The sequence below is a fragment of the Breznakia sp. PFB1-19 genome, from assembly GCF_029893935.1.
GTDB lineage: Bacteria > Bacillota_I > Bacilli_A > Erysipelotrichales > Erysipelotrichaceae > Breznakia > Breznakia blatticola.
This window is the reverse complement of record NZ_JARXXJ010000009.1, coordinates 24,785-45,924: the sequence shown is the minus strand read 5'-3', so window position 1 is coordinate 45,924 and position 21,140 is coordinate 24,785. Positions and strand designations below refer to the sequence as shown.

The 21,140-nt window shown below is 34.2% G+C and carries 16 protein-coding genes; 15 read left to right on the top strand and 1 reads right to left on the bottom strand.

Annotated elements, in window-relative coordinates:
• Positions 1 to 768, bottom strand: coding sequence for a DeoR/GlpR family DNA-binding transcription regulator (locus tag M2098_RS05955; RefSeq protein ID WP_280682564.1), 768 nt, complete (start codon positions 766 to 768; stop codon positions 1 to 3).
• 360 nt (positions 769 to 1,128) lie between these two features.
• Between M2098_RS05955 and M2098_RS05950 the strand changes: the two genes are divergently transcribed.
• From M2098_RS05950 to M2098_RS05880, 15 genes are all read left to right on the top strand, one after another.
• Entirely contained in the window at positions 1,129 to 1,449 is a 321-nt protein-coding gene (locus M2098_RS05950; protein ID WP_280682566.1) for a PTS lactose/cellobiose transporter subunit IIA, read from the top strand.
• A gap of 2 nt (positions 1,450 to 1,451) precedes the next feature.
• Positions 1,452 to 3,110: a PTS transporter subunit EIIC gene (locus M2098_RS05945; protein ID WP_280682568.1), complete on the top strand. Its 1,659-nt coding sequence runs from the start codon at positions 1,452 to 1,454 to the stop codon at positions 3,108 to 3,110.
• A 68-nt stretch (positions 3,111 to 3,178) separates the two neighbouring features.
• Positions 3,179 to 4,582, top strand: a complete 1,404-nt coding sequence (gene lacG / locus M2098_RS05940; protein ID WP_280682570.1) for a 6-phospho-beta-galactosidase — start codon at positions 3,179 to 3,181, stop codon at positions 4,580 to 4,582.
• Positions 4,579 to 5,238 carry an HAD family phosphatase gene (locus M2098_RS05935; RefSeq protein WP_280682572.1) on the top strand — a complete coding sequence of 220 codons (660 nt, stop codon included), beginning with the start codon at positions 4,579 to 4,581 and terminating at the stop codon, positions 5,236 to 5,238. The genes lacG and M2098_RS05935 overlap by 4 nt, the downstream gene beginning before the upstream one ends.
• A 32-nt stretch (positions 5,239 to 5,270) precedes the next feature.
• A complete protein-coding gene (locus M2098_RS05930; RefSeq protein WP_280682574.1) occupies positions 5,271 to 7,478 on the top strand; it encodes a glycosyl hydrolase 53 family protein in 2,208 nt (735 codons plus the stop codon).
• A gap of 189 nt (positions 7,479 to 7,667) precedes the next feature.
• On the top strand, positions 7,668 to 8,678 hold the full coding sequence (locus tag M2098_RS05925) for a LacI family DNA-binding transcriptional regulator (protein WP_134167694.1): 1,011 nt from the start codon (positions 7,668 to 7,670) through the stop codon (positions 8,676 to 8,678).
• 13 nt (positions 8,679 to 8,691) lie between these two features.
• The gene (locus M2098_RS05920; RefSeq protein ID WP_280682577.1) at positions 8,692 to 9,975 is read left to right on the top strand and encodes a galactokinase family protein; all 1,284 of its coding nucleotides are present in this window, start codon (positions 8,692 to 8,694) and stop codon (positions 9,973 to 9,975) included.
• 17 nt (positions 9,976 to 9,992) lie between these two features.
• On the top strand, positions 9,993 to 10,967 hold the full coding sequence (gene galE / locus M2098_RS05915; RefSeq protein ID WP_280682579.1) for a UDP-glucose 4-epimerase GalE: 975 nt from the start codon (positions 9,993 to 9,995) through the stop codon (positions 10,965 to 10,967).
• Positions 10,967 to 12,451 carry a UDP-glucose--hexose-1-phosphate uridylyltransferase gene (locus tag M2098_RS05910; RefSeq protein WP_280682581.1) on the top strand — a complete coding sequence of 495 codons (1,485 nt, stop codon included), beginning with the start codon at positions 10,967 to 10,969 and terminating at the stop codon, positions 12,449 to 12,451. Before galE ends, M2098_RS05910 begins: the two co-directional genes overlap by 1 nt.
• 23 nt (positions 12,452 to 12,474) lie before the next feature.
• Positions 12,475 to 13,485, top strand: a complete 1,011-nt coding sequence (locus M2098_RS05905; RefSeq protein ID WP_280682583.1) for an aldose epimerase family protein — start codon at positions 12,475 to 12,477, stop codon at positions 13,483 to 13,485.
• An 817-nt stretch (positions 13,486 to 14,302) separates the two neighbouring features.
• Positions 14,303 to 15,583 carry a sigma-70 family RNA polymerase sigma factor gene (locus tag M2098_RS05900; protein ID WP_280682585.1) on the top strand — a complete coding sequence of 427 codons (1,281 nt, stop codon included), beginning with the start codon at positions 14,303 to 14,305 and terminating at the stop codon, positions 15,581 to 15,583.
• 21 nt (positions 15,584 to 15,604) lie between these two features.
• Positions 15,605 to 17,659 (top strand): InlB B-repeat-containing protein, encoded by a 2,055-nt coding sequence (locus M2098_RS05895; protein ID WP_280682587.1) that lies wholly within the window; start codon positions 15,605 to 15,607, stop codon positions 17,657 to 17,659.
• 108 nt (positions 17,660 to 17,767) lie between these two features.
• Positions 17,768 to 19,243 (top strand): DEAD/DEAH box helicase, encoded by a 1,476-nt coding sequence (locus tag M2098_RS05890; protein WP_280682589.1) that lies wholly within the window; start codon positions 17,768 to 17,770, stop codon positions 19,241 to 19,243.
• Positions 19,244 to 19,408: 165 nt separating this feature from the next.
• Positions 19,409 to 19,798, top strand: a complete 390-nt coding sequence (locus tag M2098_RS05885) for a hypothetical protein (RefSeq protein ID WP_134170414.1) — start codon at positions 19,409 to 19,411, stop codon at positions 19,796 to 19,798.
• A 68-nt stretch (positions 19,799 to 19,866) separates the two neighbouring features.
• Entirely contained in the window at positions 19,867 to 20,946 is a 1,080-nt protein-coding gene (locus M2098_RS05880; RefSeq protein WP_280682590.1) for a DNA recombination protein RmuC, read from the top strand.
• Positions 20,947 to 21,140: the final 194 nt, after the last annotated feature.

Sequence of the window (21,140 nt, the reverse complement as noted above, 5' to 3'; positions counted from 1 at the left end):
TTAAAACTTTGTACTAGCGATAATAATGTCAGTATATTGTTGGTAGTGTTCTCGCGTATCCTTGCTTAGATTTTGATCAGTGATAATTGCATCAAAATCATGTAAATCATAGTATACATAAAAATCTTCACGATTAAACTTTTTATAGTCCGCAAGTAAATATCGATTACGAGAATTACTTAAGGCAATTGCCTGTACTTCACCTTCTTCAAGAGAGTATGTTGTAATTTGACTATTAAAGATACCATTACAACCAATAAAAGCTTTTGTATATTTCAATTTAAGTAATATGGAATTTGCAATAGGACCGACAAAGGCTCCCGTATGACTACGATATTCACCACCTGTAAGAATTACTTCCGTTGGTTTGTGATTAATAAGTGTTTCAAATACAGGGTAACTGTTTGTGACTACGCGAATGTTTCTACCACGAATTCGGTTTGCCAACATTTCGATTGTTGTTCCTGGTCCTAAGAAAATAGTCTCACCTTCTTTTATAAGTGAACTCGCATGTTTTACAATTTGTTGTTTTTCTATAGATTGAACAGTTGCTTTTTCAACGTGTGATAATTCATGGTCTAATGAAAAGGTTAAACTCTGTGCACCACCATGAATGCGAAGAAGTTTTCCGGATTTCTCAAGTTCATCTAAGTCACGTCGTACAGTCATATCTGATACATCAAGTGCATTGATAATATCGTTTACAGTTACAATTCCAAATTCGTTTACCATGTTGCATATTTTTAATAAACGTTCTCTTTTTAACATGTTCTATCTCCTATATTTATAGTTTCTATCTACTTTGAATATACACCCTGATATACTCATAGTCAACAAGAAACAAACAAAAACAAACAATTATTATAGTTATGTGTCGAAAATCAAACAAATATTGAAATTAATGTGTTTTTATTTGATTAAAAATGTTTGGAAGTGTTGACTCCTGTTTTGTGAGCGTTTACAATTTGAATATACAAGGAATTCAAACTTTTGCTTCATAGGGGAAGTATATATGAGATTGATACGTGTTGGCTCTTATGCATATGAATCTTATATATATGAAAGAGCTTCTATTGTTTGAAACGAATTACCGATGTATCAAAATTTAAAAGTAAGGAGAAATAATCGATGGAAAAAAACGAATTGATTATGGTAGGTTTTGAAATCGTAGCCTACGCAGGAGATGCAAGAAGTTCACTTCTTGAATTACTAAAGGAAGTAAGAAAAGGAAATTTTGAAAATGTGGATGAGCGACTACAAGAAGCTGATGAAAATCTTAATCTTGCACATCAAGCACAAACAAAGATTTTAGCTGAAGAAGCAGCTGGTCAAGAAATGGAACTTGGATTTATTTTTATTCACTCACAAGACCATTTAATGACTACGATTTTACTAAGAGATATCGTTACTGATTTTATTGAACTTTATAAACAAAAGGAGGAGAAATAAATATGGGGGGAATTATTCGTCAAATTGAAAAAGCAAAACCGTTTTTTGATAAATTAGCGCAAAACATTTATTTAGGGGCAATTCGAGATGGATTTTTAACAGCTATGCCTGCAATTCTATTCTCTAGTGTATTCATTCTAGCAGCAGCAATTCCTGAAATTTTCGGATTTGCATGGCCAGAGGAAGTATCTACTTGGTTATGGAAAGTATATGGATATACGATGGGAGTTGTTGGGTTGCTTGTAACAGCAACAACCGCACGTTGTTTAGCAGAATCAATGAACCGTAAAATGCCACAAAACAAAAAGATCAATCCAGTATCCGTTATGTTGGCAAGTATTTGTGGATTCTTATTCCTAAGTGTTGCGCAAATTGATGGAAACTTCTCAACTGCGTTCATGGGAACAAAAGGATTAATTGCAAGTTTTATCGCAGCATTTATTACATGTTGGGTATATCGTTTCTGTGTTAAGAAAGACATTACGATTCGTATGCCTAAAGAAGTTCCAGGAACAATATCACAAATGTTTAGAGATATTTTCCCATTCTCATTTGCAGTACTTATTTGTGTGATTATTGATGTTATTACTACATATACAGTAGGAACAACATTTGCTGAGGCAGTCATTACATTATTACAACCATTATTTAGTGCTGCTGATGGATATTTAGGGATTTGTATTATTTGGGGAGCTATGGCAATGTTCTGGTTTGTTGGAGTACATGGACCATCAATTGTTGAACCTGCAATTGCCGCAATCATTTATGCAAATGTAGAAACAAATTTACAGTTATTCAAAGCAGGTGAACATGCATCAAATGTACTTACAGTTGGATTAGGAAACTTTGTTGGTACGATGGGTGGTACAGGAGCTACATTAGTTGTTCCATTCTTATTCATGTTATTTGCAAGATCAAAACAATTAAAAGCAGTTGGTAAAGCATCATTTGTACCTGTATGTTTTGCAGTAAATGAGCCATTGCTATTTGCTACACCGATTGTATTGAACCCATACTTCTTTGTTCCATTTTTATTAGCACCAATGGTAAATGTTAGTATTTTCAAGTTCTTTGTTGATGTCTTAAATATGGATTCATTTATGTATGTACTTCCATGGGCAACGCCAGCACCAGTTGGGTTGATCCTTGGAACTGGAGTTAGTATTCTAGCAGTTGTATTAGCAGTTGTTCTTATTGTTGTGGATTCAATAATATATCTACCATTTATTAAAGCGTATGATGATAGTTTACTAATCGAAGAAGCGCAGAAGGCAAAAGAACTTGAAACGATGGATTCGCAAGAAAAAACAGTTACAGTAGAAAAAGTACGTAAAGAACTTACAGATAATGTAAATGTACTTGTACTTTGCGTTGGTGCAGGAACAAGTGCAATGTTTGCAAATGCAATTGAAGAAGGTGCAAAAGAATCTGGAACACCAATGACTGCGCAAGCTGGAGCATATGGGTCACATTATGATATTCTTAAAAACTTCGATGTTGTGGTTTTATCACCACAAGTTCAATCGCATTTAGATGAAGTCAAAGATGCAGCAAAAGATTTAGGTATTAAAGTTGTAGCAACTAAAGGTGCACAGTATATCGCACTAACAAAAGATCCAAAAGGAGCTGTGAACTTCATTTTGGATGTATTAGAAAAATAAAAATAATGAATACGGAAAGTAACTTAACTGTTACTTTCCAAATATAGGTTTGAAATTTGGAGGTAAACATGAAATTCGCAGAAGATTTTATTTTTGGTGGAGCGACTGCAGCATATCAATGTGAAGGAAGCACTCGAGCATATGGAAAAGGAGCGGTGTCTTGGGATGAGTTTTTAGAAGAAAAAGGACGATTCCAAGCAAATCCAGCAAGTGATTTCTATCATCAATATCCAGTTGATTTGAAGTTGTGCAAAATGTTTGGAGTTAATGGAATTCGTATTTCTATTTCGTGGGCAAGAATCTTTCCAGATGGAACTGGTGCTATCAATCAACAAGGAATTGATTACTACCATGATGTGTTTAAAGAATGTCGCAAGAATGGGGTTGAACCGTTTGTTACATTACATCATTTTGATACACCTATCGAATTGTACAAAAACGGAGATTTCTTAAGTAATGATACCATTGATGCATTTGTGAAATATGCAGCATTCTGCTTTGAAGAATACAAAGATGAAGTCACATATTGGTTTACTTTCAATGAAATATGGGCAGTTGCTACAAATCAATATATTGAAGGGACGTTTCCATATGGAGAAAAATACAATGTAACCAAAGCATTTCAAGCCATGCATAATATGATGCTAGCGCATGCAAAAGCAGTCCTAGTATATAAAGAAAAAAACTATGAAGGAAAAATCGGTGTTGTACAATCACTTGAGTATAAATATCCGTTTAATGAGTTGAAAATTGAAGATATTCAAGCAGCCAAAAATGAAGATGTGTTGCAAAATCAATTTTTACTTGATGCTACATTCTTAGGTGAATATAGTTGTGAGACATTAGAAATTGCAAATAAATTAGCATCTTTACAAGGTGGGAAGATTATCATTCGTGATGAAGATTTAGAAGTGATGCGTAAAGCAGCAAAGCTAAATGACTATCTTGGAATGAACTATTATCAAAGTCGTTTCATTCAAGCGTATGATGGAGAAAACGATATTTTCCATAATGGAACTGGTGAGAAAGGTACCTCTCGATTCTGTTTGCAAGGTGTTGGGGAACGTATGGAAAAAGATGGAATTGATCGTACGGATTGGGATTGGTTAATCCATCCTGAAAGTATGTTTGATATGTTACTTCGAATTAAGTTACAGTATCCAAACTATAAAGAAATCTATATCACAGAAAACGGTATGGGTTACAAAGATGATTTTGAAGATGGGATTATTGATGATACACCAAGAATTGACTATGTAAGAAGACACTTATATTACTTGCTTAAAGCAGTAGAATCAGGAGTAAATGTAAAAGGATATTTTATCTGGTCGTTAATGGATATGTTCTCATGGACAAATGGATACAATAAGCGTTATGGTCTATTCTACATTGACTATGAAAGTCAAAAACGTTATCCAAAAGCATCAGCATATTGGTATAAGCGTATCTCACAAACAAAGGAGTTAGAATGAATATAGATTATAAAGCAGTCATTTTCGATTTCAATGGAACGTTGTTTTTTGATAACGACAAACATATTAAAGCGTGGGGAGAAATTTCAAAAAAACTACGCGGAATCGAACTTCAAGAAGCTGAGTTGTTGGAACACATTAACGGTGTTCCAAACAACAAAGTTATCCAATATATGTTGGATGGTAAAGCTACTGACCAACAGATGGCACAGTATTCCTTACTAAAAGAAGAAATATATAGAGACTTTTGTAAGAAAGATACGGATACATTTCATTTGGTTAAGGGGAGTGTAGAATATTTTGATAAACTCAAAAGCCAAAATATACCATTTACAATAGCAAGTGCATCAATAAAGGAAAACATAGATTTCTTTATAGAATCTTTTGGCTTAGATGCTTGGATTCAACCATCTGATATTATATTTGATGATGGAACTTATAAAAACAAAGTTGCAATGTTTAAAAATGCAGCAAAAAAATTACACACACCAATTGAAGATATTCTAGTTATCGAAGATTCTATTAGTGGTATAAACAATGCAGCAGAAGCTGGATGTCGCAATATTGTTGTGGTCGATTCAGCAAATCAATATGAGATTTATAAGAAACTGCCTTATGTAAAAAAGGTAATTAAGGATTTTACAGAATTAGTATAAGTAAAATTCATGTGTGAAAAAAGGGGACAAAAATGAATAAAATAATTAAAAATGGAACCATATTCTTAATGGGTGTTTTCATTGTGCTTACATGTTTAGCGAACTATAAACATCCTACAATGATGAAAGATGAAGATGCAAATGAAGAAATAAGTGTTCAAAAAGTAGATAATTTGAGTAGTGATTTTATACTGGGTGCAGATGCATCAAGTGTAATATCTGTTGAAGATAGTGGAGGGAAGTACTATAACTTTGATGGAGTAGAACAAGATGTGTTTGAGATTATGGCAGATGCAGGGGTCAACTACATTCGTGTAAAAGTATGGAATGACCCATATGATGAAAATGGCAATGGGTATGGTGGAGGAAACTCCGACTTAGCGAAAGCGATTGAAATCGGAGAACGTGCAACTGCAAATGGAATGAAACTCTTAGTTGATTTTCACTATTCAGATTTCTGGGCAGATCCAGGTCGTCAAAATGCACCAAAAGCATGGGAAGGATTATCAGCAGATCAAAAAGCTGTTGAAATATACAATTATACAAAAGAAAGTTTAGAAGCTTTTCAAACAGCTGGTGTTGATGTTGGTATGGTTCAAGTAGGAAATGAGACAACAGGTCAGGGAATCTGTGGAGAAACAAAACTTGAAAATAAAGTTAAGTTGTTTCATGCGGGAAGCAAAGCGATTCGTGATGTAAATTCAGATATTAAAGTGGTAGTACATTTTACAAATCCTGAAAAAGGAAATCCATATAATTATACAAAAGAATTATATGATGCAGGAGTAAACTTTGATGTTGTTGCTACTTCATACTATCCAGTGTGGCATGGAACTTTAGGACAATTATCAACGCAATTAAATCGAATTGCTGATGATTTTGATAAAGAGGTGATGGTAGCCGAAACAGCGTATCCTTATACATTGGCAGATGGTGATGATCAAGCAAACTTAATTAAAAACACAAACCAACTTAAAGGATATGAAGCTTCAGTTGATGGCCAAGCGGATATGTTTAGAGATGTTGTTAATACCGTAAATAATGATGTAAAGAACAATAAAGGGATTGGTGTCTTTTATTGGGAGAATACTTGGATTCCAGTAAACGAAGGAAAAGGAAAACGCGCTGATAACTTAGCGTTATGGGAAACGTATGGATCAGGATGGGCAACAAAAGCTGCAACATCATATGATAAAAGTCCTACAGGTAGTGGGATTGCAACTACTTCAAACTATGGTGGTACTGAAGTTGATAATCAAGCGATGTTTGATTTTGCTGGACATGCTTTACCTTCATTGAATGTATATAAGTATGTTTTTACAGGTTACAACGAAGAACCTGAAGTAGATGTAATAAACCTTCTCCAAAATCCAGGATTTGAAGATGAAGATATGACAATGTATGATATATCGCAAAGTTATGTATCTCGTAAAACGGATGATCCACTTACTGGTGATTATAGTGTGCACTTTTATAATGAGGAACCAATTGAATTTGAGATAAGTCAAGAAGTGAGTCTACCAGCAGGTAAACATAAATTCACACTACATATTCAAGGAGGGGCAAATACAGATACTTCAGATATTTATTCATTTATTGAAATCGATGGAGAGAAAAATCACAAACAACGTATCGAACTTGATGGTTGGTGCAATTGGCAAGAACCAACGATTACTTTTGATTTGGAATCCGAAGCGACAGTAAAAGTTGGTTTATATGTAAAAGCAGAAGCGTTCAGTTGGGGAACTAGTGATGATTGGCAACTTGTTACAAAAGAGAAATTGAGCATAGTTAATAAAGATATCTTACAAGAGCTAATCGACAAAGCAATTGCACTAGAACAAGCAGATCTTTATACATCATCAACTTGGTTAAACTATGTAACTGCTTTAGATCATGCAAAATTTGTGTTAAATGATGTGCAAGCAACACAAGAACAAGTTGATGAAGCAATTCAATTATTAACACAAAAGCAAGCAGATCTTAAGAAGCTTCAAATAGATAGCAGTGACGAAAATAAACAGAATAATCAAAGTGATAAAGAAAATAATGATTTAAGTAACAAAAATCAAAATATTAATAATCAAAATGATAATACAAAAAACAACGAAGCATCAAAGAATCCAAGTATTGCAACTTTTGATGCAAGTAATAAAGCCGCATGGTTACTTCTTGTGCTGGCTTCACTTAGTATAGTAGGCATCACAGTAAGAAAAAGACTAAACTATCGTAATAGATAAAAGTTTCGAATCTCTGACTTATGATAATCAATAAAAAGGTTGGTTTTATGACTAACCTTTTTATTAAAATGAAATAGTAAACGATATCTATGCATATTTGTCTTATTTAACAAGTCATTTGTATAAATTAACAAACATATTGACACGATTATAGTAAACGTTTACTATAAATGTGTAAGGGGGTAGTCTATGAAAGTAACAATACATGATGTCGCAAAGAAAGCTGGTGTATCTGTAGCTACTGTATCAAGAGTAGTAAATGGAAATTATCCAGTAAATATAAAAACGAAGGAAAAAGTACAAGCAGTAATTGATGAATTACAGTTTGTGCCAAATGTACAAGCACAAGAAATTAAGCTTGGTGCATCAAAAACAATCGGAGTGATCGTACCTAGTATTGATAACATGTTCTTCTCTGAGGTTGTAAATGGAGTCGAACGCGCTTTAAATGAGAAAAACTATTCGTTATTATTAACGTTTTCAAAAAACCAAAAGGATATGGAACTTGCTTGTGTACGTAACTTAATTGCAAGAAATGTTGCTGGGATTATTATTGCTGACCCGGTTACGGAAAATATGGATCAAGAAAATTTCAAAAGTATTGTTGGAAATGTTCCACTAATCTTTATTAACGGAGATCCAAGTCACAGTGATTTCTCTTTTGTTTTAAGTGATGAAGTAAAAGGAACTAGAGAAGCACTTGATTTTCTTTGGGAAATAGGACATAAAGATATTCTTTTTGTTAGAGGAAATGATAGTTATTCATACGATATCAAACAAGAAATTTTCATCGAGTTTTGTGCACAACATTCACTAGATGCAACAAACCGGATTGTGACTAGTGGAGATGGAAATAGTGCGCAAGTAATTGAAAATACAGCTAGACTACTCTATGACGTATTATCCAAGCAAAGATATGATGCAATCTTTTGTTGTAATGACTTGATGGCAATGGGATGTATGAGTGCATGTAAGAAGTTACAAATTCAAATACCTCAAGATCTTGCACTTATTGGGTTTGATAATACCTTACTAAGTAAATATTGTAGTCCAATGCTTACTACCGTGGATCAACATATGCATCTACTTGGCTATAATGCAGGTGGATTGGTTTTAGAAAATATTGAAACAGGACAACGTGGAAAACGCATTGTCTTAAATACAAGTCTGATTGTTCGTGAATCAGCAGCCAAATCGTAAAGGAGAAAATAAAATGGCAAACATTCAAACACTCATTGAAGAAATGAAAACCGGAAAACATGATGCAGATTTATTGGAATTATATGTGGATGAAAGTGTAATTGAACGTCAAAAAGCACGTTATGTACTTGCACTTGAAACATTCAAAGATCATTTTGGTGATAAAGAGGTTCGTGTATACTCTGCACCTGGGCGTAGTGAAGTTGGTGGAAATCATACAGATCACCAACGTGGACGTGTACTTGCTGCTGGAGTAAATTTAGATACGATTGCTGTAGTTGCAAAACGTGATGACGATGTTATCGTGGTAGATTCAGAAGGGTTTAATATCAAACCAGTAAATGCTGCAATCTTAGACATCAATGAAAAAGAAGCAGGAACATCTGAAGCAATTATTCGTGGGGTTGCAGCAGGTATCAAAAACAAAGGTGGTATTATTGGTGGATTTGAAGCGTATATGACAAGTGATGTTCTTGAAGGGGCAGGATTATCAAGTAGTGCTGCTTTTGAAACCTTACTTGGAACGATTCTTTCACATGAATATAACGAAGGAAGTATTTCTGCTGTCGATATTGCGAAAATTGGACAATATGCTGAAAATGAATACTTTATGAAACCTTGTGGTTTGATGGATCAAATGGCTAGTTCTGTAGGAAGTTTTATTACAATTGACTTCAAGGATCCAAAAAACCCAATTGTCGAAAAAGTAGACTTTGATTTTGACTCTTCAAATCACAGTTTATGTATTGTTGATACGAAAGGAAGTCATGCAGATTTAACAGATGAATATGCAGCTGTACCTGCAGATATGAAAAAAGTAGCAAACTATTTTGGAAAAGATGTATTACGTGAAGTAGATTCAAATGAATTCTATGCAAATGTAGGAGATATCCGTAATGCGATTGGTGATCGCCCAGTACTTCGTGCATATCATTTCTTTGGCGATAATGATCGAGTGGTTGATGAAGTAGCTGCATTAAAGGCAAATGATTTTGAAACATTTAAAAACTTAGTAAAGGCAAGTGGAGATAGTTCGTTTAAATACTTACAAAACGTATACTCAAATAAAAACATCAATGAGCAAAATATCTCAACTGGTCTTGCAATGAGTGAATACATACTTCAAGGAAAAGGTGTATGTCGTGTGCATGGTGGAGGATTTGCTGGAACGATTCAAGCATTTGTGCCAAATGAAATGCTTACAACATACAAACAAGGAATTGAGGCAGTATTTGGTGAAGGTAGTTGTTATGTATTGAAAGTGCGTCCATTTGGTGGACATAAAGTATTTGCGTAAGGAAAGAAGGAATAAAGATGAAAGTACTAGTATTGGGTGGAGCTGGTTACATCGGTTCACATACGGTTTACACATTAATTGATCGCGGGTATGAAGTTGTTATCGTGGATAACTTGCAAACGGGTTTTGAAAGTTTAATTCATCCAAAAGCAACCTTTTACAAAGGTGATCTAAGAGATAAAGAATTTTTACTTGATGTATTTAAAAAAGAAAACGTCGATGGAGTCATTCACTTTGCGGCAAATTCACTAGTTGGTGAAAGTATGCAAAAACCATTAGCTTACTATGATAATAATGTCTATGGGACACAAATATTACTTGAAGTGATGCATGAAACAGGTGTGAAGGATATTGTGTTCTCATCAACAGCAGCAACATATGGCGATGCTAAAAAAATGCCAATTGAAGAAACAGATATCACGAATCCAACAAATACATATGGGGAAACAAAACTAACAATGGAAAAAATGATGAAGTGGTGTGATGTTGCATATGGAACAAAATATGTTGCACTACGTTACTTCAATGCATGTGGTGCACATCCAAATGGAAAAATTGGAGAACTACATCAACCAGAAACGCATTTAATTCCACTTGTACTACAAGTCCCATTAGGAAAACGTGAATTCATTTCTGTATTTGGTGATGATTATGATACACCTGACGGTACTTGTATTCGTGATTACATTCATGTTCTAGATTTAGCTGATGCACATATACGTGCACTAGAATATTTAAAAGCAGGAAATGAAAGTAATGTATTTAACTTAGGAAATGGTGTTGGTTTCTCTGTGCTTGAAATCATTGATGCAGCTAGTGAAGTTGTTGGTAATTCAATCAATCGTAAAATCGAAGCACGTCGTGCAGGAGATCCCGCTCGTTTAATTGCTTCAAACAAAAAAGCAAAAGAAGTGCTTGGATGGGATCCAGCATGGACAGACGTAAAAGCAATTATTGAAAGTGCTTGGAACTTTCACAAAGGACAAAACTAATGGATTACCTAGTAAGTGAATTATTAAATTATGGTATACATACAAAACTCATTGGGGATGAGGAAGTTGTATATAGTGCAAATTTAATATTGGATGTACTAGGACTTGATACATTTACATTACAAGAAGTTCATGAAAATCGAGAATTGGTGGAGATTCTTGATGATATACAAGCACAACAACTAGAAGCAGGTAAATTAGAAGATTTACAAGCAACAAAAGAGATCTTTCGGGCAAAACTAATGAATACAATGGTTCCTAGACCACATACGGTTATTGAAAAATTTTATGTGGACTATGAGCAACATCCTAAACAAGCAAGTGACCATTATTATAATTTTTCGATTCATACAAACTATATTCAAAAAGATCGAATGGGTTTAAATCGTAAGTGGAAAACTGCAACACCATATGGAGAAATTGACATTACAATCAATCTAGCAAAACCAGAAAAGGATCCAAAAGATATTGCAGCCGCAAAACATGTAAAATCTACAGAGTATCCAAAATGTTTGTTATGTAAGGAAAATGAAGGATATGCTGGAACACTTAGTCATCCAGCACGAAGCAATCATCGTATAATTCCTTTACGATTAAATGAGCAAACATATTTTATGCAATATTCACCATATGTGTATTACAACGAGCACTGCATTATCTTCAATAAGGAACATAAGCCGATGGCAATTGATCAAAATGCGTTTCAAGCGTTATGTGACTTTGTGGATTTCTTACCTCATTACTTTATTGGTAGTAATGCAGATTTACCAATTGTGGGAGGAAGTATTTTAAGTCATGATCATTTCCAAGGTGGAAACTATACCTTTGCAATGGCAAAAGCAAACACACTTGATGAATATGGAAGCACAAGATATGCAGACTTACATTATGGTCGTCTAAATTGGCCAATGTCTGTAATCCGCGCAACCTCTAAAAATAAAGAAGATATGGTTTCATTTGCTTGTGATGTACTTGAACATTGGAAGAAGTATTCAGATGAAAAGGTACATGTTCTAGCAAATACAAATGGAGAAAGACACAATACGATTACGCCAATTGTTCGTAAAGTAAATGATACATATGAAATGGATTTGGTATTGCGTAATAATCGAATAAGTGATACGTATCCAGATGGAATATTCCATCCACACAGCCAATATCATAATATTAAAAAAGAAAATATTGGTTTAATTGAAGTAATGGGACTTGCAGTGTTACCTGCACGTCTTGTACATGAATTAGATGTGATTAAAGAAAGTTTTCTTCAAGGAAAGGCACACTTGCCAACAGAAATTCGTGTTCATCAAAACTGGTATGAAAACTTATTGGAAAAACATGCAAATATCGATGCTAACAAAGTAGATACGATGTTACAAGATGAAGTAGGACAGGTATTTTTACATGTATTAGAAAATGCTGGTGTGTTTAAACAAGATGAAGAAGGACAACAAGCATTTACACGATTCTTAAAAACAATTGATTAGTCATCAAAGGAAAGAAGGACAAAATGAATATACATAATGAAGTCATTGATAAGAAAAGAAATATTTTATTATACACACTTGAAAACGAATACCTAACCATCAAAATTACAAACTTAGGTGCTAGTATTGTTTCTGTGATGTATAAAGATGGCACGGATGTCGTACTTGGCTATGATGATATTCTTTCATATGATGAGAATCCAAATTATTTTGGAGCAACAATTGGACGATGTGCAAATCGAATTGCAAATGCAACCTTTTCATTAGATGGTAAAGATTACGAATTATATCCAAATGATGGAATTCATTCTTTGCATGGTGGAAAAGAAGGATTTAATAAGAAGATCTTTCATGCGACAACCATTGCAAACGGTGTGAGCATGCAATATCTAAGTGCGGATGGTGAAGAAGGCTATCCTGGTGATTTAGATGTGCAAGTTGTATTTCAATTAGATAAAGAAACATTAAGCATCTCTTATCATGCAACACCTTCAAAAGATACATTGATTAATTTAACCAATCATATGTACTTTGCTTTGCAAGGTGAAGGAAATGGCAGTATTGAATATCAAACGCTGCAAGTGCAAGCTAGCACGTTCATGGAAAACCAAACAGATCATTTAGCTACAGGTAAAATTGCATCTGTACAAGGTCGACCACATGATTTTCGTACAACAAGTTCGATTGTAGATGCATTGCAACATGATGAAGATGAACAAATCAAAACATGTGATGGATTTGATAATTTCTTTATGTTTGATGAAGACCAACGAAAGGAAGTTATTGTAAAAGATGCAAAAAGTGGAAATAAACTGATTGTGAAAACGGATTTACCTGGATTTCACTTATATGTTCCTAACTATGAACCAGCAATTCAAGGCAAACAAAATCATGCATATCTTGGAAATTGTGCCTTATGTATCGAAACAAGTTATGCACCTGATGCAATTCATAACCAAGAACATCCAGATGTTATATGTAAAGCAAATGAACCTTTTGTTTCTACAACATCTTACACATTTACAAAATCTTAAATTAAACTGTCGTGAGAGCGGCAGTTTTTCGTGTGACGGGCAGTCATGCATATAGTCCTCAAACTGCAATGGAAATTGGCAAAGTAAAAAGTAGAACTAGTCAAAAGTTGAAGGAGAGGATATTCTCTATGAGGTGAAAGACCTCTAACAACAAAGGGTGCAGCCATGTTGTATAGTGAAGTTTAGTGCGGTATCGTGAGGTACTGTGCCAAGGAAATGGATGGTGCGTCTCAAAAGGGTGCAACGGACAAATTGACAGGCGTGAATATATCAAGGTGATGTGGCATGAGTAAGGTGATGACCTCGCGAAAAAGTTGGGAAATCCCATGTGTGATGAGAAAGACCGCAAGCACTCAAAACGACCGCTTGTGTGTAAACCCACTGCATGAAGAATACTGTATGAAAACAAAAAGAAAGAATCAGAAGCGAACTAAAAGTGGCGGCCGATTCTTTAGATATGAACTAGCAAAATAACTGTCATTACAACATAAACTATCGAAACATGTTGGAAAGCCGTATACGTTAGTAGCGTACGTACGGTTTGATAAGGGGCGATTGAAGTAATTCAGTCGCCTACTTTTTATGTATTCATAAGCGTATTATAGATAAGAAACAATGTATTTTATAAAGGAAAGGTTGTATATGACTGAAAATGAACTGTCTATGTCAATTGTGTCAATTCCTGTATTTTAATGGATAGAATAATTTTTTCAAAAAGTGTGGAAGTTTTTGCAAAAACGATGTGTCACTCATTATACCAAGAGGAAAAAATGTGAGGAGTGATGTAGAAATGTGATGTGAAAGGAAGGAAATTGGTGTGAAAAATAAATTTAATTATGTTGATGAGACGGTGATTCGAAAAGCGCAACACGGGGATGTAGATGCATTTTCATCAATCTACAAAGCACACTACAATCAAGTGTATTTTGTAGCATGTCAATATTACAGGGATGAGGAAATTGCAAAAGATATCGTTCAGGAAGTATTCATTCTCGTTTTTCGAAAAATCAAAGAGCTAAGAAACCCGGAGGCTTTTAGTTTATGGTTGCGAAAAATAACATACTCAGTATGTATGAATCAGGGACGACGAAAGATGCAAATTATTGACTTAGGTGAAAATAAGAGTATTGAAGATTTTAAAGATCAGAAAGGCGTATCAGCTGCCAAAGAATTCGAAAATACAAGAATTAAAGAAGTTATTTTCGAATCATTAGATACGATGAGTGATTCATTAAAAGAGGTAGGATTGTTGCGGTACTATGAAGGATTACAAATTGAAGAAATTGCTGAACTTTTAGTGATTCCAAAAGGAACAGTGAATTCAAGATTGAATCGAATTCGTAAGAAGCTACAAGTAGATTTAAAGAACCAAGGGATATCACCAAACAGTTACGTGTTTGCTTTATCACCGATGATCTTACAAACGTTGTATCGGGAATTTAGTACACGATTTGTATTAAACCAACAAGCTAGTATGGAAATATTACAATCCATATTGCAACCAAAACATGTTGCGAAAACTGCAGTCTTGTTAAAACTATTGTTTGGAGGAGCTATTGGGGCAGGTGTGATTGCTGGAGCAATTATATTCATCCCATCTTCTCAACCAACACCTGTAAAACAAGAGCCAGTAAAGCAAGAAGTAGTTTATGCAAAAATAAAAAATATTACATATAACGAGGCTTGGACAAATAAAGCTGTACCATTACATGTGGAAACAACAGATGGGCAGTACGATGAGTTATGGATTGATGGCAAAAAAGAAGATGCCATTACAGAAAATGGGAAACATAAAGTTCAGTTAGTATCAAAGGGAAAAGTTATTGATGAAAAGGAAATAGAAATATCAAATATTGATATTCATAGTCCAAATGGAACTTATAAAAAAGAGGGTGATACATTTACGTATTACCTATATGATGATGCATCAGCTATCGATAGTAACAGCATACGGTTTTATCGTGATGAACAAAGAAGTTCATCGTACACATATGATGCAGAAAATCACATTTTGAGAATTGTTTCTCCAGGGAAAAGTATAGATTATTTTTATATTAGTGATTATGCCGGAAATGAGTTAGAAATAGTGATTCATTAAAAAGAAAAAGGATGGAAATATATGATGACAAGAAAAATAAAGAGAATACATAATGCAAGTAAGGTATTACTTGTGTGTATCATTGCTTTAACAAGCATGGTAGCACATACATATGCATCAGAAGTTGATGTAATGCAAGCAGGTACAACGAAAAATGGAACAATTAATGAACCAAGTTGGAGTGCAAATGAGAGTGTAAGTACACAAGCAGAATTGGAAGCCGCAATTGTAAGTGCAACTCAACCAACAACGATTCAATTGAGTCAGGACATTGTACTGACTTCCACAATTACAATTCCTACGGATAAAGTGATTGCACTTACATCTTCAACAAATACAGTTGCACTAGATGGGAATGGTGCAGTTCGTGTAATTCATAATTATGGAACATTGTATGTAAAAGATATGGTAATTAAAAATGGACTTCATCCAGATCGCGGTTCAGCAATCTATAATGAAGCAAGTGCAGTACTTGTACAACAAGGTGCGATCATTGAAGACAATGTACATACTGGAGGTAGTTTACATGATGTGACTATCAATAAAATGTCTGGTGGTACAGTATATAATGAGGGAATGTTTACTTTGCAAAGTGGAGTAATTCGTAATAATCAAGCAGCAAATGGTGGTGGAGTTCAAAACTACAATGGTGCGACATTTATTATGGAAAACGGTGAAATATCAAACAACACAACAAAGCAATCTGGTGGGGCAATTCAAACTACTGGTGCAAGTGTTGTCATTAATGGAGGAAAGATTTCTCACAACAGAACTACCACAAGTGGTGGTGCGATATATGCGCATACACGTACTGTAGATGCGTTTACTGAAATATCATCAAGTGTAGTAATAACAGGTGGTGAAATTTCTAACAATGCTGGTGAATGTGGTGGAGCAATTCATAGTGTTGGTTCACCGGTTACTATTTATGGAGGAACAATTTCAAATAACACTGCAACGAATAGTGGTGGTGGACTCTATGGAATACTTGGTACAGCAATGACAATTTATGGTGGCCATATTGATGGGAACACAGCAGATCTTCGTGGAGGAGGAATAAGTATTAGTGACAATTCTTCTTCACTTACGATTTATAATGTTGAATTATTAAATAATACTGCTGCTGAATTTGGTGGTGCGATTGATAATGGTGTAGAAATGATAATGCATGATGGAGTTATTAGCGGAAATACAGCGAAAAATGGAGGAGCGATTTTCCAATCAAAAACAAGTGCTACGATCAAAATCGACAAAGCAACAATTTCAAATAATGTGGCTTCAATTGACGGTGGAGCAATCTTGATACGATATATTGATCCAAAGCAAGTACAACCTTCACATGCATCACAACTAGAGAAGATTAAAATCGGTGCTGATGTTGTATTCTCAAACAATAAAGCTTCATTCTCAACTAGACTTCGTAAAGAACATGAAGCGCTTCATGCAGATAAAATAAAAACAACTACATTTACAGCACCATTTACACATGCATACAATAATAATGATATAAGCTATCGAGACTATTTAAAGACGGTTACTTTTGATCCAAATGGTGGTTCTTTAGAAGATGATGAGCCACGCCTTACGCCTAGTGAAGAAACAATTGATTCATTACCTTCAGACCCAGTGCGTGATGGATATACATTCGTTGAATGGAATACAGAATCAGATGGTTCAGGATATACATTTACAGATAAAACAAAAGTGGATGATGATGTAACTATCTATGCAGTATGGGAAAAGAATGATGATCCAGTAGATCCAGTAGACCCGGTTAATCCAGTGGACCCAGTTGATCCAGTTGATCCAGTAGACCCGGTTGATCCGATTGATCCAGTAGACCCAGTAGATCCAGTAGACCCAGTAGATCCAATTGATCCAGTAGATCCAGTAAAACCAGGAAATGATAAAAATACAGAATTACGTCCAAGTGTGGCGAATCCAAGCGCAACAACAACTGTGAAAACAGGTGATACAACATCTGTAGGTGTTTATTTTACCCTAGCAGTACTTGCAGGATGCATGCTTCTTGTGCTTCAAGTGAGAAATGCAAAAAAGACGGGTAAGGATGTATAATTTATAATATAGAGAAACAGGTAGGAAACTACTTGTTTTCTTTTGTAACTGGACGAAATGATGCTTTGCAAGTATACTTGGGAGTGCAAACCAAAGAAAGTAAAGATAATGAAGAAATTTAATACATACGGATTTGAAAAAGATATTGTAAAAGCAATAGATACGTTAGGTTATATACAACCCACAAAGGTTCAAGAGCAGTTATTTCCTGTGATTTTAAACAATGAAGATGCGATTGTGAAATCACAAACAGGAAGTGGAAAAACTGCTGCTTTTGCAGTGCCTATTTTAAATCAACTACAATGGGATATTCGAACACCACAAGTACTTGTTTTAGTACCCACTAGAGAGCTTGCTTTACAAGTAAAAGATGAAATGTTTAATCTAGGTAGATATAAACGACTAAATACACAAGCTATATTTGGAAAGATGTCTTTTGAAGGACAAAGAAAACAATTAGCACAACGTACACATGCTGTCGTTGGAACTCCTGGACGTGTACTTGATCATTTACAACAAAATACACTCGATGTAAGCAATATTAAGTTTGTCGTGATTGATGAAGCAGATGAAATGTTTACAATGGGTTTCGAAGAAGAAATGTATCAAATTTTGCAACAACTGCCATCAAATCGTGTGAATATATTACTATCAGCAACACTAGATGAACATATTGAAAAACTTTGTTCAAGATATATGGAAAAGCCTACGTATATTGAAGTGACAAGTGAGCGAAATGTCTTTGATTTGATACATCAAGATGCATACGAAGCAGACAATAAAGATGAATTGCTACAGGCTATCTTAATAAACGAAAATCCTGAAAGTGCAATTGTTTTCTGTAATATGCAAGAAACAGTAAATCATGTAGCAAGTGAAATTCTATTTGATACAAAAGTTGCGCGTAAGTTACATGGTGGAATGGATCAAAAAGATCGAATCAAAGTAATTACAGACTTTAAACTGGGATATTTTCGTTATTTAATTGCAACTGATGTTGCAGCTAGAGGTCTAGATATTGAAAAGGTTGAATTGATTGTAAATTATGATGTTCCCACAGATGTACAAACCTATGTACATCGTATTGGACGAACAGGTCGTATAGATCATGAAGGAAAAGCAATAACATTATTTGAGCCGCAACAAAGAAAGCAGATCAAATCATTTGAAGATGAACTACAGACAATAATTCAAATGCAGACACCATTACATATGGAAGATGTAGAAGATAAACGACAAATATATGAACAAACACTACAACAAAAACGCAAACTTATTAAAGAAAAGAGTCTAGCATTTAACAATGATATTATGAAGTTGCATATTAATGCTGGAAAGAAAACGAAGATGCGTGCTGGTGATATTGTAGGTGCAATTACTTCTATTGAAGGAATTCATGCTGAAGATATTGGCGTGATTGCAATTGTTGATGTTTCTACATTTGTTGAAATCTTGAATGGTAAAGGTCAGAAAGTATTTGATGCACTACAAAACTTGCCAATCAAAGGAAGAATACGTAATGTAAGTAAAGCGAACATCACAAAATACGAACAAGATATTCGTGACCAAGATTTTTCTGAATAATGTAAAAGTGTATTAAAATGAGTTGATTAAAGCTATACATTTTATTATACATAGTTTAACAAGTATAAAACTAAAGAAGTGGAGCCATGCAAAAGACAAAATCAATAAAATTAGATACAATAAACGTGTAGTAATTTATATATATTAGGAAAGGAATGTTGAATTATGGAAAAAACTATATATCAAAAGCAACCAAACTTAGATTATCGTAGTTTAGTTATGGTTTATTTCAATGGAAGTGAACGTTATCTTGCCCACTCATTTATCCATAATGGACGTGAAGGGAAGTATTTGTCGATTTTATATAAAGATCCATTACCTGAAGGAGATTTTATTGCTGGTTGGAACTATTTAGATGATAATTCGTTCTCGATGGTAATGGTTCCAGAAGTATCACAAGAACTAGCAGTAGAAGATTTCTATGCTGCTTGGAATCCAGATATGATAACAAAAGGAATCGAAATTATTGAAGTTAAAGGATTTGATGAAATCAATCGTTTAATGGCAGATCCAGAAGTAAACCAACAAGAGTTTTTATTTTTTGGAAGAAAGTAGAAAAGCGCACAATCGTGCGTTTTTATTTTAGCCAAAAGATAGTATGATATACTTACGTAGGTGATATTATGAACACAGAAATGATACTGATTGGATTACTTATTATATTAATTGTACTGCTACTTGTCGTGCTTTTTGTTGTGTTGAAGCAACAAAAACACGAAGATCATGAAGAACTTGATCGACTACAAAAACAACTACTTGATTTTCAACTCGCAATAAGTCAAAGTGTACGAAATGATATGAATATGTTAAATGAGAATACGGCAGAGAAACTAAATAAGATGCAACAAAGCTTGAATCAACAAGTCAATGTATCTTTTGAGTCAACAGGGAAAGTGTTTCGTGAAGTGATGAATCAAATTGGTAAGATTGATAAAACACAAGAACAGTTAACATTGCTCTCACATGACATATCAAGTTTGCATAACATATTAAATGATAAGAAAACGCGTGGAATTTATGGAGAAGTAGAATTATATCAAATTTTAGAAAATGCCTTTGGTTTAGATCAAACACGCTATCAAAAGCAATATAAATTATCAAATGGACATATTGTAGATGCGATTATTTTTGGAAATGATGCTTTAGGTAAAATTCCAGTAGATTCAAAGTTTCCCTTAGAGAATTTCAATCGTTTAATGGATCCTGAATTACTACAAGCTCAAAAAACTACAGTTTACAATATGTTTAAACACGATGTGAAAAAGCATATTGATGCAATTGCGACAAAGTATTTAATTAAAGATGAAACCAGTGAGTTTGCGTATATGTTTATTCCTGCAGAGGCGATATTTTCATATATTAGTTCAAACATGGAAGAAGTTATAACGTACTCATATCAAAAACATGTCTATTTAGTTTCACCAACAACCTTAATGGCATATATTACTGCGATTAAAGCACTTTATTTAGGTCAACAAAAAAATGAAAAGATGCAAGATATTCAAATGGAGTTGAATAAACTTGCAGTGGAGTTTGATCGTTTTACTGATCGTTATCAAGCAGTTGCTAATGATTTACAACGAACACATAAAGATATGCAACAAGTACTAATTACTGCAAATAAAATAGAAAAACGCTTTAGACAAATTGAAGCAGTTGAACTTGAAGAAGTGAGTGAAACACCAAATTTGCCAACAATGTAGACAAAAATACCAAATCTTTGTAAATGTATGTTACTTCTCTTTATATCGACTATAATGAATGTATAAACAAAGAACCCCAAAAGGTTCAAACATAAATGGAGGTGTTGCGATGGATGTTGAAATCATAGACAACAGCCAAAGAAAAGTAAAACTTCAAAAGAATAGGAGGGGAGTAAATTAGATATATTGGTTGA